The organism is Streptomyces sp. SGAir0957, assembly GCF_043523415.1.
The window spans coordinates 1-15,840 of record NZ_CP027290.1 but is presented as its reverse complement, the minus strand read 5'-3'; the positions used below and the strand labels follow the sequence as shown (position 1 = coordinate 15,840).

General features: G+C 68.4%; 13 protein-coding genes and 2 pseudogenes. 7 read left to right on the top strand and 8 right to left on the bottom strand.

The genetic code is table 11. The features are described 5' to 3' along the window. Window positions 1–77 precede the first annotated feature (77 nt). The 4 genes from C1N81_RS00540 (at window position 78) to C1N81_RS00525 (ending at window position 3,172) form a co-directional block, all read left to right on the top strand. Complete coding sequence (locus tag C1N81_RS00540) at window positions 78–941, top strand: SigB/SigF/SigG family RNA polymerase sigma factor (RefSeq protein WP_394425591.1); 864 nt, start codon at window positions 78–80, stop codon at window positions 939–941. A gap of 957 nt (window positions 942–1,898) precedes the next feature. Beyond that, complete coding sequence (locus tag C1N81_RS00535; RefSeq protein ID WP_394425590.1) at window positions 1,899–2,246, top strand: ANTAR domain-containing protein; 348 nt, start codon at window positions 1,899–1,901, stop codon at window positions 2,244–2,246. Between the two features lie 46 nt (window positions 2,247–2,292). Next, on the top strand, window positions 2,293–2,658 hold the full coding sequence (locus C1N81_RS00530; RefSeq protein ID WP_394425588.1) for an STAS domain-containing protein: 366 nt from the start codon (window positions 2,293–2,295) through the stop codon (window positions 2,656–2,658). Between the two features lie 349 nt (window positions 2,659–3,007). Continuing rightward, the gene (locus C1N81_RS00525) at window positions 3,008–3,172 is read left to right on the top strand and encodes a hypothetical protein (RefSeq protein ID WP_394425586.1); all 165 of its coding nucleotides are present in this window, start codon (window positions 3,008–3,010) and stop codon (window positions 3,170–3,172) included. 1,721 nt (window positions 3,173–4,893) lie between these two features. Here the strand turns inward: C1N81_RS00525 and C1N81_RS00520 are convergent. The 3 genes and pseudogenes from C1N81_RS00520 to C1N81_RS00510 form a co-directional block, all read right to left on the bottom strand. After that, window positions 4,894–5,067 (bottom strand): annotated as a pseudogene (locus tag C1N81_RS00520) (sulfite exporter TauE/SafE family protein); the annotation flags it as partial. A 309-nt stretch (window positions 5,068–5,376) separates the two neighbouring features. Further along, window positions 5,377–5,787: a hypothetical protein gene (locus C1N81_RS00515; RefSeq protein WP_394425584.1), complete on the bottom strand. Its 411-nt coding sequence runs from the start codon at window positions 5,785–5,787 to the stop codon at window positions 5,377–5,379. 734 nt (window positions 5,788–6,521) lie between these two features. Then, the gene (locus C1N81_RS00510; protein ID WP_394425582.1) at window positions 6,522–7,559 is read right to left on the bottom strand and encodes an RNA-guided endonuclease InsQ/TnpB family protein; all 1,038 of its coding nucleotides are present in this window, start codon (window positions 7,557–7,559) and stop codon (window positions 6,522–6,524) included. A 172-nt stretch (window positions 7,560–7,731) separates the two neighbouring features. Here C1N81_RS00510 and C1N81_RS00505 point away from each other — a divergent pair, with 172 nt between their 5' ends. Both C1N81_RS00505 and C1N81_RS00500 read left to right on the top strand, forming a co-directional pair. Further along, window positions 7,732–8,187 (top strand): colicin E3/pyocin S6 family cytotoxin, encoded by a 456-nt coding sequence (locus tag C1N81_RS00505; RefSeq protein WP_394425580.1) that lies wholly within the window; start codon window positions 7,732–7,734, stop codon window positions 8,185–8,187. Further along, on the top strand, window positions 8,184–8,411 hold the full coding sequence (locus C1N81_RS00500) for a hypothetical protein (RefSeq protein WP_394425579.1): 228 nt from the start codon (window positions 8,184–8,186) through the stop codon (window positions 8,409–8,411). The genes C1N81_RS00505 and C1N81_RS00500 overlap by 4 nt, the downstream gene beginning before the upstream one ends. A 128-nt stretch (window positions 8,412–8,539) precedes the next feature. On the opposite strand, the gene C1N81_RS00495 is transcribed toward C1N81_RS00500, so the two are convergent. Then, on the bottom strand, window positions 8,540–8,881 hold the full coding sequence (locus C1N81_RS00495) for a transposase family protein (RefSeq protein WP_394425577.1): 342 nt from the start codon (window positions 8,879–8,881) through the stop codon (window positions 8,540–8,542). Window positions 8,882–9,246: 365 nt separating this feature from the next. Then, window positions 9,247–10,176 (bottom strand): NADP-dependent oxidoreductase, encoded by a 930-nt coding sequence (locus tag C1N81_RS00490; RefSeq protein WP_394425574.1) that lies wholly within the window; start codon window positions 10,174–10,176, stop codon window positions 9,247–9,249. Window positions 10,177–10,275: 99 nt separating this feature from the next. Between C1N81_RS00490 and C1N81_RS00485 the strand changes: the two genes are divergently transcribed. After that, the gene (locus C1N81_RS00485) at window positions 10,276–10,668 is read left to right on the top strand and encodes a winged helix-turn-helix transcriptional regulator (protein ID WP_394425573.1); all 393 of its coding nucleotides are present in this window, start codon (window positions 10,276–10,278) and stop codon (window positions 10,666–10,668) included. 254 nt (window positions 10,669–10,922) lie between these two features. On the opposite strand, the gene C1N81_RS00480 is transcribed toward C1N81_RS00485, so the two are convergent. The 3 genes and pseudogenes from C1N81_RS00480 to C1N81_RS00470 all read right to left on the bottom strand — a co-directional run bounded on the left by C1N81_RS00480 (window position 10,923) and on the right by C1N81_RS00470 (window position 15,218). Further along, window positions 10,923–13,547 carry a DEAD/DEAH box helicase gene (locus C1N81_RS00480; protein ID WP_394425571.1) on the bottom strand — a complete coding sequence of 875 codons (2,625 nt, stop codon included), beginning with the start codon at window positions 13,545–13,547 and terminating at the stop codon, window positions 10,923–10,925. After that, the gene (locus C1N81_RS00475; protein ID WP_394425569.1) at window positions 13,544–14,269 is read right to left on the bottom strand and encodes a hypothetical protein; all 726 of its coding nucleotides are present in this window, start codon (window positions 14,267–14,269) and stop codon (window positions 13,544–13,546) included. Before C1N81_RS00475 ends, C1N81_RS00480 begins: the two co-directional genes overlap by 4 nt. 435 nt (window positions 14,270–14,704) lie before the next feature. Next, a pseudogene (locus tag C1N81_RS00470) lies at window positions 14,705–15,218 on the bottom strand (HD domain-containing protein). Window positions 15,219–15,840 lie beyond the last annotated feature (622 nt).

Sequence of the window (15,840 nt, the reverse complement as noted above, 5' to 3'; positions counted from 1 at the left end):
GCGCACACCGGGGAAGCCGGGCAGGATGCAGGGGGCTGCAGCCAGGCTCGATCAGGCAAACCAGTAGAGGCGGACGCATGACCACCGTGACAGCATCCACCACCACGTGCACGACCGGCCCTGCCCCGCATCTGATCGACCGCGCTTACGCGGACCCGGCGTCGATCGCGCCGAGGGATGCGCGGGAGGTCGGCCGGCACTTCTTCGACCGGCTCACCGAGCTCGAAGAGGGGACTGCCGAACACGCCTATGTGCGCAATGTGCTGATCGAGATGAACCTCTCCTTGGTGCAGTACGCAGCCTCCCGGTTCAAGCACCGGGGTCAGCAGGAAATGGAGGACATCGTCCAGGTCGGCATGATCGGACTGATCAAGGCCATCGACCGGTTCGAGCTCACCCGCGGCATAGAGTTCACCTCCTTCGCCATCCCGTACATCACCGGCGAGATCAAGCGCTTCTTCCGCGACACCTCCTGGGCCGTCCATGTCCCGCGCCGCCTGCAGGAAGCCCGCCTGGAGCTGTCCCGGGCGACCGAGGAACTCCGCAGCCGCCTGGGCCGCTCACCCTCCACCGCCGAACTCGCCGAACTCATGCAGCTCGATGCCGCCGAGGTCGCCGAAGCCCAGAAAGCCTCCAACGGCTACAACAGCGTCTCCCTGGACGCCGCCGTCTCCGGCCACGACGACGAATCCGACACCCTGCTCGCCGACTTCATCGGCATGGACGAGGAACGCTTCGACCTCGTCGACAACTTCCACTCCCTGGCCCCCCTCATCGCCGGCCTCGACGAACGCGACCGCACCCTGATCCACCTCCGCTTCGTCGAGGAACAGACCCAGCAGCAGATCGCCGACCACCTGGGCTGCTCCCAGATGCACGTCTCCCGCCTCATCACCCGCGTCCTCACCCGGCTGCGCACCGGCCTCATGACCTCGCGTTGACCGAGGCCCCCAAGCGGCCCACCATCTCCTGCCCTGCATCGGCCAGCAAGCAAGGCACACGTGATCCCAGCAGCTTCACCACACCCAGCCCTGGCCGGGCCCGCTGGCGATGGCCACCGGTGGGTCTTCCATCGCCCGGCGGGCGGTTCTACTCTCAAGCGGGGCCCGCCCCCTGTGACGCGCCCGTTGTCTGCCCTCCCGGCCCTCGAGGACACCACCCCTGACACTCCTGTCTGTGGCTGATGCCTGCCGGGGCTGCGCGCCGACCTCCTGCGGCCCCGGCTCCCGTCCCCTTCCCGGCGATCACGCCCGCAGGCCGCCGGGAAGGGGACACCCCGCGCGGTGAGCGGGAAGGGGAGCTGCTCGCCGCGCGTACCGTGACCGCCCGCTCCCTTGCCGAAGTACTCGCGGGCGGGCGGCCACGCCTTTGAGTCGGTCGGCTGCACCGGCTCCACGAAGAGTTCGTTCCGTTCCGGTCCTCTGCCACGGTAGCCCCGGGATGCGGGATGAGCGCGCATCGTGCACGGCAAGGGCGGGCCACGTGCTGGGTGCTACCGGACGCATCAGTGGTAGCTGCAACAACTACGCTCGCTGCTAACGATGTTGGCCATAGCCCCGAGAATGCGGGCTGGTACAGACGGCGGAGATCTCCTGCTCTTTGCGGGCGTAGTTAATGTGGTCGGTTGCAGCACTGGCATATGCGCCGGTGCGCAGTGAAGACTGTCGGAGCCGGAGGCAATACCGGTGCCGCGTACAGGTTCATCGGCGAATCTGCGCCCGGCGAGGGGCCCGGACCCCGCTCCTCACCCCACCCTCCCCGTCTGCCAAAATGACCGCTGGCCGGGCATGGGATCGCAGGTGGTTTGTCTGAATGCTGGCCGGGGGTAGGCGCCAGGGAGCAGGAGGCCGGTGGGAGAATGAACACCGCTGCCCCTCCCGTGACCCCGGAGGCACACCATGACGGCTACAGCAGAACCGGCCGCCGGCCGGGAGCAGGAGGCGCCGCCCACGCGTGCGGCGCTCGAGAGGGAGATCGCCCAGCTGAGAGAGGCGGTCGTCTCCCACGCGGACGTCGACCAGGCGATCGGTGTCATCGTCGCCCGCGCCCACCTCCCGCCCGAGCAGGCATGGAAGGTGCTGGTGGAGATCTCGCAGCGCACCAACACCAAACTGAGGCAGGTAGCCACCCTCATCGTCCGCTGGGGACACACCGGCATCCTGCCCGGCCCCCTCCACCGCGAGCTCACCCACCACCTCGGTCTGATCCCTCCCCCAGACGATCACCCGGCATCGCCCCGGAGCTGACCACAACCGCACACCCCCGCACGGGCCAGGCTGGTACAACAGGGCCGTGACCGACACCAACGAACCGCCGCCCGGAGCCCAACTGGCCACCGTCGGCACACGTAGCGAGGGCGGGGTGTCGGTGATCTCCGTCCGGGGGGAGGTCGACTACGAAACCAACCGCCCCCTGCGCCAGGCACTCGATGAGGCCGGTACGGCTCCCGTACCGAACATCGTCCTCGACCTGAGCGCCGTGACCTTCCTGGACTCCACCAGCCTCAACCTGTTCCTGATCGCCCGCCGTCACGCCACCGAAGCCGGCGGCTGGCTGCGCCTGGCCGCTCCGAGCGCCCCGGTTCAGCGCCTGCTCAGCATCGTCGGTGTCGACACCGTCATCGGCGTCTATCCCACAACGGCGGCCGCCCTCGCCTGAGTACGGGCACTACCCGGCATACGCCGAGCGCGCACTACGCCCCTTCACGCATCCCCGCCCACCTAAAGTGAACCCCCCGCGCTTTTCCGCTCCTCACGTGCCCTTGGATGCACGGGCACTACAGGAAGCAGCCCCAGGCGCGCGGTGTGTGCCTTCGGCCATTCTTGTTGCGTTGCCGTGTGGTGGCGTGCGTGGTGGTGTTGGCGCGTCGGCCTCTTTTCGAGCAGTTGCGTACAGGCTCCGGGGGCGCGCAAGTGGAGGAAGCGGCGGGCCGGGGTCTGGCCGGGATGCGATGGCATATGCGCGAAAGCTTTGCCCAAGGCTTGGTGAACCGGTTACGTTGCGCGTCATGTCGGTTACCCGCAAGCGGCCGACGGGGGAGCGGTCCGCCGCCGAACTGAACGCGCGGATCCGCCTGCTGATGATCCGCAGTGGTGGTTTCCTCAGCGATGAACAGCGCAAGGAGTACGCCCAGTTGCTGACGGCCTGGTCGGAGGCGGTACGCCGCACCTGACAACCGCGCCTGGCGTCGTGCTCAGGCCGCGGATGGCAACGTCCCGCGTCTGGCCGCTGATGGGAGCCGGTCTGCTGGCGCGTCGGCCGCGGCTTCCGCGTTCGCGGCCCGGCAAGCGGGTCGGATGAAGGCACCCCAGCCGCTGCTTCCCCACTCCCGTCGACGACCAGCACCAGGGTCACCCACGGGGCCAACGGCACTACCCCCACCCGAAGCAACTTCAGCACAAAACTGCAGCTCAGGCCACGGGCGAGGGCGCACCAGTGACGTCGACAACCCCTCTCGCGCCCCCACCGGCCACCAGGCGAGCAGTCAAAGGAGGAGGGGAGGGCAGGGCAGGACTGGGCGGGTGGCCGGCGGGCACGCGCTCGGGGTTCGATGCGGGCCGCGGGGGCGGTCTCTGGTTGCGCGTCGGCGCCGCCTCCGCGCCCGACGCGGCCCGGCAGAGCGGGCCGGGCAGGGCCAGGCGGGAGAAGGCCCGGCGCGCGCGGCCGTGACGGCGTCTGGACGCGCTCCAGCGCCTCCGTCCCTGCACAAGATCCGTCACGCTATCTGTACTGCTATCTGTACAGAGATCAGTACAAAGATCTGTACCACTATCTGTCAGTGCCCAGTTCCCGCGAAGCGGGCATTACCGCAGTTCAGACACCCTTCTCGGGACTGGTGCGACCCTGACAACCCCGTATACGCACCCCCGACCGCCCTAAGCACCTGGAAGAAGAGAAGGAAGCAGGCAGCAGGCAGGGACGGCGGCGCGCGCCCGGGGTCAGGGAGCGGTGCCGTTCCCGGCCGCGTCGGCGGGACCTCCGCGACCGTGAGCAGGGACGGGGAAGCCGCGGGGCACGCCCGCCCCTCGTGCAGGGGGAGGTCCTGGCGCGGCGCCAGAAGCTCCGGTGTCCCGGTGCCCAGTCAGACGCCTGATGGTCGGTGGTGGTCCGGCCTGCCACGACTGGGACAGGACAGACCACCACCGCTTGCCGTGACGGTATGAGGGTGAGTCAGCTGCCACGACACATCCAAGTTCCTGCAAACATGCTGCTCGCCCGGACAGGCACGCCGCCGCGCCGAGGTGCCGCACCCAAAAGCAGGCACCCCCGGCTCATTCACCACCGCATGCCCCGGATTCTGCGCTAGGCGCCCGCCCGCTTACACGCGGCCCGCGGTTCACCCACACGGAGGGACTTCCCAACCTCGCCTGACCTCCGCTCTGGCATATGCCGACCAGGGCGAGCAGACTCGTTCTTGCCGCGCCGTGACCCCCGCGCGGTGGCCAGCACGCGGGTTCTTGGGACCTCGTGCAACCGAGGGGCCCGGGCCCCGCCCCCCTGCAGGCCCGGTTCCTCGGTGGGCCGACCTCTGTGCGAACGCGGACCAGGCGCACCGGCCTCGCCCAGGCACCCGGCAGCCGCCTCCGATGCAGGCAACGGCTTCGCGAACTCGGCGTTGGGCGTGTTCACTTCCGCATGGATGGCGGCGTGCAGGGCGTCGGGCTACCGAAGTGTGGCGGATCTCCCGGTAGGCCCAGGTCCGGGCCGTCTCGGGGCTGTGGTCGCGTATCCGGTGGGGCCCCCACACCGCCCGAGGATAGGGCGGGCCGGGTCTGGCGTGTCATACAGACCCGGCCCCGCGGGCGTCGCGGCGGGAGAGGTGAAGGATGGCCGTGACGCCGACGCCTCCAACGCTGCTGCATGCCGCCATGATTCTCGCGAAGGCGCGCCGCCTCAGACCACGTCCGGAAGTACCCCGAGCAGCAGTCCGCCGAGGACCGCCCCTGCGATCGGGCCGACGACCATGATCAGGGCGAAGCGGCGGTTGGCGCCAAGGACCGCGCTGCCGTCGCGGCTGTAGCGGGCGAAGGCGACCAGCATGGTGGGCAGGGATACCAGCAGAGAGAGGCCAGGACAGTGAACTCCGATGACCAGGCCAAGGACAGCCCGACCACGCCAGCCTCGGCGGGCTGGGCGCCAGGGATGCCCGGCAGTCACGGCTGCGCCGCTGTCACCGGCTTGGTCGCTGCGGCAGCTGTGGTCTACGTGTTTTGCCGGCCTGCTCTGGCGTACCCCCCTCGGCGCTGGCCGTGGACCGGGTGCGGGAGGATTCATGTATGTCTCATGCCGGGTCCGGACCGCCGGACGATGCGGTCGCTGACGTTGTGACGTGTTTCGACGCCTACGCACGTATCCGTTCAGCGCGTAATCACGTGTTCAATGCCTCGCGAAGCACCGAGCGGGACGAGGAACGGGCTTTCCAGGAGCTCGGGCGGGCGGTCGCGCGCCTTCGCCGGGCACGCCCTGACGCTTGACGGGGCCGGGGAAGTCAGTGCGAGAGTCGAGGAACTCGGGCGCTCCCGCGTACCAGCCACCCCCAACCCCTTCGGGCGCGTCCTCGCTGAGCAGCCGCAGCGCGCGTCCGTCCTCGGTGACCTCGTAGACCTCGGTCCACTGCGGCAGCGTCTCGGTCGCCTCCATCGTGATGGCCAGCTGGTCACCGGCCTCCGGGGGATACCACGGCGCCCGGATCAGCCGACGGTGCCCACCCGTCAGAGCGGCGACCTCCCCCGCAAGGTCGCGGCGGTGCTTGGCGTCCTGGGCCCGGCTGAGCGGCGATTCCGGCATGACGCGTCCCCTCTCGCGATCCGCCGAACCGGGCCGGTCCGGCGTGATGAGGCGAGACCGCGGCAGACATTCGCGAAAGCTGTGAATACCTGCTATTTCTCGGCTAGTTGTACATTCTCCGCTAGGTATCCGCCTGCGTATACGAGGCCCGTGACTCATCCGCACGGTCGACTTCCGGCCGTTGTCGGCCGGATCCCTGACGTATGCCAGCCCGGGGGCGCAGACTCGCAGGGCCGTGCAGTTCCTGCGCGGTGGCCAGCGCGCGGCACATGGCCTCGTGCCGCGCGGCACGAGGCCATGTGCCGCCGAGGGACCCGGACCCCGCCCCTCGGTGGTCCCGCGCCCCATAGCGCCAGCCCGCGCCCTTTGGTCGACGAGGATGAGGAGCAGCGGCACCCCACGCCGACACCTCGCAAGACACCAGGCCAAAGATCCGGACTCGACTGTTGCCGCCGTCCGGAGCTGAACTGGGATGGGGCCCCGTATTTTTCGTGTCGCGGTCTGCGTCCGTCGGGATTCGATGGCCCGTCGGGTGCCGGGTGTGACCGGGTGCGGGCTGATCGCAAGCCGCGGTGGATGGGCGGCGGATTCCTGCCTGTCCGTAGAGGTGCCGGTCAGGCAGGAATCCGCCGCCCGGTTCGGCCAAGCAGCCGTCCCGGCCCGGGGCTGAAAGTCCCCTGCTTGTCCGAAGGAACCGGTGAGCCTTGGGACACGTGTTGCCCGTTTAGTGAACTTCACACCGCTCCGTGACCAGATCCCTTATCTCCGCGCTGTACGGGTCCTGTGTGTTCGGTGGCGGTGGCGGTGGCTGTCTCGTCGGTGGCCAGGGCGCGGTGTTTGATGTTGACGGCGGCGCCGATGTCGGCGTGGGTGCGGTGTCCGCAGTGGGTGCAGGTGAACAGATCGCGGGTGCGGCGGCTCTTGGCGTCGACGTGGCCGCACTGGTTGCAGGTCTGTGAGGTGTAGGCCGGGTTGACCGCGGTGATCCGGGTGCCGTGCCAGGCGGCCTTGTACTCCAGCTGACGGCGGATCTCCCCGAACCCGACGTCTAGGATCGCCCGGTTCAGCCCTGCCTTGGCCCGCACGTTGCGGCCCGGCGCCTCCAGGCTGCCTTTCGCGCTGCGGGTCATGTTCTTCACCCGCAGATCCTCGATGGCGACGTGCTCGAACTGCGTCACCAGACGCTTGGTGAGCAGATGCTGCGCGCTGGCCCGCCGGGCAGCGACCAGTGCCTGCAGGCGGACGACGTGATCATGGGCTTCCCGCCATCCTGCCGACTGCTGCCACGAGGGCACCCCTTTCACGTGGCGCCGCGCCATCCGCCGCTGCCAGCGGCGCAGCGAGGCTTGTGCGCGGTCCAGGTGCCGGGGGTTGGCGAACTTCTGGATCTTCTCCTCACCCTCGATGACCGGGTCGGAGGTCGCAGCGAACACGCTCACGCCCAGGTCCACGCCGACCGTCCCGCCCGCCCGCTGCCGGCGCGTGGGCCGGGCAGGGGCCGGCGCCGGGATGCGTACGTTGAACGCCGCGAACCAGCGATGTCCCTCCCGTGCGATGGTCACCATCTTGACCACCCCGCCCGCCTTGAGCAGCCGGGCCAGCGGCCGCGCGGGACGGTGCAGCCGCACCACGAACGACTTCTGCCCGCCCGGCACCTTCTCCCCGCCGATCCGTACATGCCGCAGACCACCGGGCTCCAGCCGCACGCTGGACATGCGGAAGGACTCCCGGCACTGTCCCCGCCGCTTCGGCTGCGGGTAGCCGACCTGCACTCCGCGACGGTCCGGGCGAGGAGGACGGCGACGACAGCTGGATCCCCGACTGGCTCCGCAGCACGGCCGACACCGTCGGCATCTACGGCCAGGCCATCATAGCAACGGCGACATCTGGTCCGGCCTCGGACAGGCGCTGTCGGGCTCGGCAATAATCAACGTCGGTGGCGAAATGATCATCGGCGGAGCAGCAGTGTGCGCAACCGGCGTCGGCTGCTTCGGCGGAGCCGTTGCCATAACCGGCGGCATCGCCGTTGGAGGAGCCGGAGTAGGCATCGTCTCCCACGGAGTGGGACAGTTCAACGACGGCCTCAACGTTGCCCTGCGCAACGCCAGGGACAAGCAAGCGGCGGCGTCGCGACCACCCGCCTCCGGGCCTATCAAGGCACCAAAGCAGCTGGATGCCTTTCCGGAGGCCAAGCCCGCCAAGCCCAAGACTCCCGTGCAAGGTGGAGGCGGCTTCCGGGCACGCTGGAAAGACTCCAAGGGCAAGATTTACGAATGGGACTCCCAACACGGGAGGGTAGAGGTATACAGCAAGACTGGCAAGAAACATCTCGGCGAGTTCGACCCGAAAACGGGATCGCAGACAAAGCCTGGTGACTCTTCGCGAAAGGTAGAGAAGTGACCTTTGTTATTCGTGCATACAAAGCGGATGAAGATTTCCCGGCAAGGGAAATCGACGCGCCATCTCTCGATGTCTCCATGGTTGAAAGGGTCGTGAATACTACATTTGACCAGATGGCCGATGTATACATCCTGCCGAAGGCGGGAGCTATCGAAATCTTGACGGCTCTAGGAGAAGACTTCTCAGAAGATCTCGAGTATTACCTGCAAGCCCTTCCAGATTAATCTTATTGCGGGCAGGAGGCGCTTCCCCAGGGGTGCCTGCTGAGTCGGCACGGAGTGCGGTGTCTGTGTTTCCACCGGTCCGTTTCTCCGTGCCGCTCGCCGAACCCGGCGATATCAACTGAGCTCTTTCAGCGTTGCCGCTCGAGTGTGAGGACGGCCTTGGCGATTGACGTCATTCGATTCGGGCTGCAGCGGGATCGGCGGAAGATGCGCCAGGACTTCAAGCGGGCCATTCCACGCTCGACGGGTGCGCGGGCGATGGCGAGAGTCCGGTTGACGGTCCGCTGTGTCGTGGTGAGTTCGCCGCCGGGTGCGCGTTTGAGTCCGGTGGTCACCCATGGGCCGGCTCCTTGGTAGGCGCGGTCGGCAAGGACTGGTACGCCCTGACGTAGGTTGAGTGCGCGGGTCAGGACGGAGGCAAGCAGGCGCGCGTGGTCGTCCGTTGACGTCCCCCACGGCCGGTCGGTCACCGCGCGCCGTAGCGTTCCCGGCAGCCGAGCGGCGGCGGCCACGGAACACGCGCGGGGCCCGGACACGATGCCTCCGGGCCCCGTGTGTAGGGCAAGTCGCTGATGGCTACGGCCGCACAGGACCTTGCGGCCGTACGGGCCTGTCCTTGGATGTGGCACGACGATGTCACCGCTGTGCGCTCCACGCGCGCAGGGACGGTCCCGAGCCGCTTAGGCGCGCAGGTGGAGGCTGACGACACAGCTCACTGGTGTCTTGCCACGGCAGGTTGTCACGCCCCCCACGCCTTTTGCCCGGCGTGCTTGGTGTGACAAGCCGCGCGACCACGAGTGCAGCCGTGAACCCGTCCTGACGCGAACAGCCGGTGTCAGAGGGTGAGGACAAGTTTGCCTTGGAGGTGACCGCCGTCGAGGAGCCGGTGCGCGTCGGCGACGTGCTCGAAAGGGAACGTCTCCTGCACGTGGACCCGGAGCTTTCCCTGTTCGACGAGGTCGACGAGGCCTCGCAGAGCGACCGGGTCAGGGTCGACCGCGATCCCGCTGAAGCGCATGCCCGCCGCCTCGTACGTGGCGATGAGCTGAGGGTCGTCCTCGGAGGTTGCCGTCACCAGGTGACCGCCGGGGCGGAGCACCGCGAGGGACCGCTCCACGGTGTCGCCGCCGATCGTGTCGAGCACGACGTCGATGTCCCGGACCGCGTCGGTGAAGTCGACCGCTGTGTAGTCGATCACCGCATCGGGGCCGAACCCCTCGACGAACTCCCGCTTGCCTCCACTGGCCGTCGTGATCACATGCGCGCCAAGGGCTTTCGCGATCTGGATCGCGACGTGGCCGACCCCACCGCCCCCTCCGTGGACCAGGACGCGATCACCCTCGCTGACACCGGCGAGCTCGACGAGCCCCTGCCACGCCGTCAGCCCGACGACCGGGAGCGCGGAGGCTTCCACGTGGGAGAGGGAGACCGGCTTGCGCACCAGGTGCAGCGCCGGCGCCGAGACGAATTCGGCGTACGCACGCGCCGGCCGCGGGAACAGTGGCATGCCGAACACCTCGTCGCCGGGCCTGAACCGCCACGTTTGCGGTGACTCCTCGACCACGCCGCTGATGTCCCAGCCAAGGACAAACGGCGGCCGGCCGAGCAGCGGGAACTCGCCCGCGCGAAGGCGTGCCTCCAACGGATTCAACCCGATCGCCTTGACGCGCACGAGCACCTCGGCCGGGAAGGGCGGGGGTTTGGGCGCGTCCTCGATGGTGAGCACATCAGGACCGCCGAGCGTCTGCTGGGTGATGACGCGCATGACTCTCCTAGCTGGGGAAGAGGGAAGGCGGGGAAGATCCCAGGCTAGGTTTTCGACAGGAACCACCAGGTACCCATGGGCCCGACTACGGTTTAGAACATGAGCACTTTCTCGCCTGGTGATCAGTTCCTCGCCGACTGTCCGGCGCGGCTGGCGGTCGAGCTGATCGCCGACAAGTGGACGGTGGCCGTGCTCTACGGTCTCAGCCAGGGTCCGGTGCGCCACGGCGAGCTGCTCAAGCTGATCGGCGACATCTCGCGGAAGATGCTCACGCAGACGCTTCGACGGCTCGAGGCGCACGGCCTCGTCCGCCGCCACGCCTACGCCGAGATGCCACCCCGCGTCGAATACGAACTCACCCCGCTCGGGGCGACGCTGATCGATCCGATCCACATGCTGACCGAGTGGGCGAGAACGAACGGCGACGCAGTGCTCGACGCGCTGGACGTCGGTCCCGAGGCGATCGCCCAGAGCGCACCGGGCCGAGGCTGAGGAGTGGCCGAGAGGCTACTCAGTGCCCTTCGCCAGCGGTGGGAGAAGGGCGAGCACGCCACAACCGCGGTGCTGCACCAGGATCGCCGTCAAGGGCTGCCGCGGCCAGTACCAGCGCGTGAAGGCGGCCATCGCACCGCTAAGCGGGGCATGACCGTAGCGTGTTGTTCCACACGGACAGCAACGGTCCCTGCCCAGCAAGGTCACTCTTCTGCGATCTTACGCAGGCGAAGCACCCAAGCTCCCGACTGTCGTCACCAGCGCATGCCGAGTTCATCCAGCGCCGACCGCCGCTGCTCGCTGAGTTTGTCGGCCCTGCGCCGTACGTTCGCCGTCCACATCCCCAGATCGACCACGACGGTGCCCTCCGGCGTGCTCTCACGCCCGGTAGCGGCGGGCCCGGCCAGTTCCAGGGGCAGCTCCTCGACATGCTTGCGGGGGACGTGAAGGTGGCCTTCGCGGGCGTGGAACTGGCGCGCGGCGGTGAGGTTGAGGCGCCACTTGTCGTCCTGGGTCCGTTTCACCGGCCGCTCCTCAGCGTCGGCCGGCTCGATGCCGAGGACATCCAGTAGCCACTGCTGCGCCGGCGTCAGCTGGTCGAAGGCGTAGTGCTGGGCGGTGATCCAGCGTCCGAGGTCTTCGCCCTGGACCACGACGTCCCCCGTTTTTGTGGGGAGGTTCCCGCCGTCGGCGAGGTGGGCCTGGACCAGGCGCAGGCAGCGCTGCCAGCCCGCGTCCCAGGCGGGGCACCAGCCGGGGTCAATGTCGTCCAGCTGCTGGCGGCGCTCCTCGGCGAGCGCCCCGGCCACCGACCCGACTGGTTCCCCGGCCTCGCGCCGCGCGGCGATCTGGTCGGCGAGCTTGGCGGCGTCGCGCATGTTCTTCGCCCACTTCCCGACCGGGTAGTCGTTCCACGTGGCGGTGGCGGGTGGCAGGAAGTGCCCGTGTGCCTGCGCCCACGCCTTCGCGGCGACCAGGCCGTCGGCGAACGCGTCCTCGCGCGGCGCCCACACCATCCCCAGCCCGTCCAGCTCCGCGACCCGCTCAGCATCGAGCCGCCCGGCCTTGTAGGAGCGCCGCTGGTGCGTCAGCCACACCCCGAGCGGGAATCCCGCGGGCGCCCAGTCCTCGGGCGTCACAAAGGCGTACGGCACGTTCAGCGGCCCGCCCCCGAACTCCTTCGCGTACCGGGCCGCGGCCTCGATGCCGCGCAGCCAGTACGCGCCCTCCGGCTCCAGAACCCGCAGCCGCAGAAACCGCGCGAGCTCCGCCGCATCGCGCGGGGTGGAGAACTTCAGCAACTCCTGCGCCCGGGGACTCACCGCATCGGCTGCTTCGCCCCCCTGTAAGGCGTCGGCGTCATCCAGAGAACTCTCATCCTCAGCCCCTTCAGCCCCTTCCTCCTCCCAACTCCCGCTGCGAGCACGGGAGTCAGCAAGTGCTTCGATGGTCTCGGTGTCGTGCGCCCGGAGCGCTTCGAGGACCTTCGTGAGGGCTCCATAAGCTGGAGAGGTAAGCAGATTGTCCGCATCTTCATCCGGTCCGAGGAATACAGGGACCACCAACGAAGCAATTTTTCCCTGTCCTGGCTGCATGCGCAGAGCCCGTCCGACCATTTGCACGATGTCCACCATGGAGCCGCGCACATCGCAAAAAGCGACGGAATCACAATGCGCGGTATCGACGCCTTCACCCAAAACTTTCACCGAGGAAAGCACCCGCAAAGCAGCAGGCAGCAATACCGCCCCACCACCGCCGTCCCGCCTGCCTGGCCCGCCCCGACGGGGCACCGCACCCGCCTTCAACTCCTGCTGCTCGGGGCGGTGCTCGATGACATCGGAGGCGAACTGCGCGAGCACGGAACGCCGGTGGGCCGGCGGATGCTCGCCGTGCAGCCATGACGCCCACACCCGCTTCGGGTCCGGATACGTGCGCGGGTCTTCCTCCCACAACCGGGCGGCGACGTCGCCGATCCCGGCGGCCATGGCTTCGGCTTCGGCGACGCGGGAGTGGAAGGTGAGCAGCTTGCGCAGGTTCTCCCGCGCGGCCGCCGTGAGCACCCCGGCCTGCAAGGCGGCCAGCCGCGCACCCCGCACCCGCTCCGTCCCCGACCCCAGCTGCGCCCGGTGCCCGTACTCGGGATCACGGATGTCGACACAGACGACCTGGTAGGGAGCGATGAGCCCGCGCTCGATCGCTTCGGAGAGGGTGAGCTTGTAGGCGACGGGCCCGAAGATCGGGGAGTCCTCACTCATGCTCGCCACCAACCGCGCCTCCCCACCCTGGCCACCATCACCAGGAGGGGCCCACACGCGCGGGGTCGCCGTCATATACAGCCGCCGCACCGCCCGCACCTTGTCCTGGTCGTGCACGGCCGCCCACGGCTTCAGCCCGTCCCCGCTGGTGCGGTGGGCTTCGTCGACCACCACCAGGTCGAACGCGTCCAGACCGAGCAAGTGAGCGGTACGCAGTACATCCACGGACGCATACGTACCAAACAGCGTCACCCGCTCCAGGCCTCGCACCCAGGAGACCAGCTTGTAGGCATCCGTCGTACACGGCAGACCACCGGAATCCTTCACCGGCAGCGAACACACCCCGGCCATCGCTCCCGACCGGCCACCTTCACACCGCCACGCGGTCGCCGTCTGCACCAGCAGATCCAGTGTCGGCACCAGGACGAGCACCCGCCCCGCGCCCAGGCGCTGGGCGGTGGCGGCGGCGATGAGGGTTTTGCCGGAGCCGGTCGCGGCGATGCACTGGCACCGCAGTCCCTCCTTTGGCCCCCGCCCGTCCGCGGGCGCCTGCAGTGCCCGGACAACGGCGTCGACCGCCTCGACCTGGTGGGGCCGCAGCACCGCACCACGAGGGCGGGTCACAGGGCGACACCCCAGACAGCTGCCAGATCCGTCAGCATCGTCTCCGGCAGGTCACTGTGCTCCCAGGCATTGCGCAGCCGGAACCGGCCGTGGAATGTCGACAACAGCTTCCACACGATCAGGCTCTCAGGCTGTCTGACCAGCACATACCTGCCTTGCCTCACATGATGGGCACTGCCCGGCCCATAGTCGGCATAGTTCTGGGCCAGCCGCTGGTGGTACTGCTCGGCGAACGCGTTCAGCCGCACACCAAAACTGTCGACGTCACCGACCACCGGCGCCAAAACCTCCACGACCTCCTCGGAAACACTCCGGTCGCCAACGTGATCGGTGAACCTGCCGAATACCGCCTCAGCCACCGCCAGCAACCGGACACCATCGTCCGCGCCCTGCTGCGCAACCTCACTGCCAGCAGCCGCCACCGAACCCGCAGCAGGACCTGCGGACGCTGGACCGGGCGCAGGCGCAGGCAGCCCGGCCTCGCTGCCTTTCCACCGCTCCGCTCGCCTGTCACGCCCGCAGGCGAGCGCGGCGCTGAAGCTCCCCACCACGTCGCTGTCCACCGGTAGTCCACGCTGACGGAAGTAATGGTGGTCGCCTGCCCGCACCACAGCCTCCAAAGACGCAGTCACACCGTCATCCCACGCCCACCCGTACTGCTCTCCGCGTTCCCTCGGCGCGTTGTAGAGCTCGGTGGCCACGACCGTGTGCATGTCCGCCATCGCGCCCACCTCCACCGCAGCGAAGAGCTCGTCGGCATGCTCGGCGATAACCCCGCAGCGGCCAGGACAGCAAGAATCCGCACGCGGGCATCCGTCCCGATCGCCAGATACCCACGCACCCGCTCCTCAGCAGCGGCACGCACCTGGTCCGAAAAAAGCGGTCACATCAGACTCCTTGAGTAGGCGAACAACCGAGTCGGCCCCATGCGAATCCGGAGATTGCACGGTGCCGGGGGACAGGTCAGAACCCCGCGCAGGCGCCCATACCTCTCGGGGAAAAGCTGTGAGCCGGGTGGACCGGAGAACCGCAGCCACACCCGGCCCACCCCCTCCCTCAGCAGGGCCACTTGTGCGGGCCGCTGAAGCACCCGCGAGCAACAGTCCTGACGCCATCGACTCGCTGGAGCCGCAGAACCCGCTCAGCAACCTGCCCGGTCACCGCTGGGCCGGCAGCTCGAGCTCGGCGAGCAGGGCCGGGTTGACGATGGACACGACCGCCTCGATATCCGCCCGTCCGGCCGCCGGCCACAAATCAGCCCGCGCAGCCCCAGTACTTCGCCGCCAGCCGTTCCTTCTCGTCAGCGGGCAACCGGACGTAACGGTCGGGGTGACTGTTGTGCGCGTTGTCGGCGATCTTCACCAGCGTCGCCTGCGGGTCGCCGGTGATCCGGCGGATCTTCTCGTCATACGTGACGTCCGCCTGGTTCGTCACCGCCCTCACTATGCCCACGACCCGGGCAGGCACCCCGCGCTCAAGCAGGTCATCACCGGTCACGTCGGTGTCCTCCAGGACGTCGTGCAGTAGCCCCGCCATCACCAACTCGTCACCGAAGGGGACGAGGCCGGCCGCGACCGCACGCACATGCTCGATATAGGGCACGCCGATCTTGTCGACCTGGCCCGCATGCGCGGCAGCGGCCAAAGCATCCACCTCAGCGACAGAAATCATCGTGCGGTTTTCTGAACTGGCTTCCTCAGCAGCTTTCTGCATTCTCTCTCCTAGGGTAGAGGCTGAGTTCAGGATTCAGCTGGGGTCGGAAATGACACACCATCTTCCGCCCTTCACTCGCGTGTCATAGCCAAAAGTGCAGGCTCGATCGGACAGACATCCTGAGTGCAGAACCTAGCGGGCCACCCTTCATGACACACTGGGTTGAGATTAATTGTCTCGAACCCGCACGGTCAGGGACCTTCGGGGCTGGAAGTCGACGATACTCGACCGGAGGAACGCGACGGGAGGCCCCTCGTCGAGCATGGAGCCCACGATGGCACTGGCGAACGGGTGTTTCACAGATGCACCCCCAGCACCGTCCGCAGTTCTCCTGCGACACCATGCCCGCACGCCAGCCCACACCCGTAACGACGCCCAGCCGAACGAGTCACCCCACCCAGCCAGCCGCTTTTGTAGGGCCGCGCGGAGCGTGGACCTGCCAGGCCGGGGCGCGTTAGCGCCCCGCGCCGCCGGAACCGCGGAGCGGGTCCGGCAGGCATCACGGAGTGATGCCACTCCCGACGAAGTCGGGAGTCTCTTTTCCGGCGAAGCCGGAACCGCCGCGTAGCGGCGGCGCGTC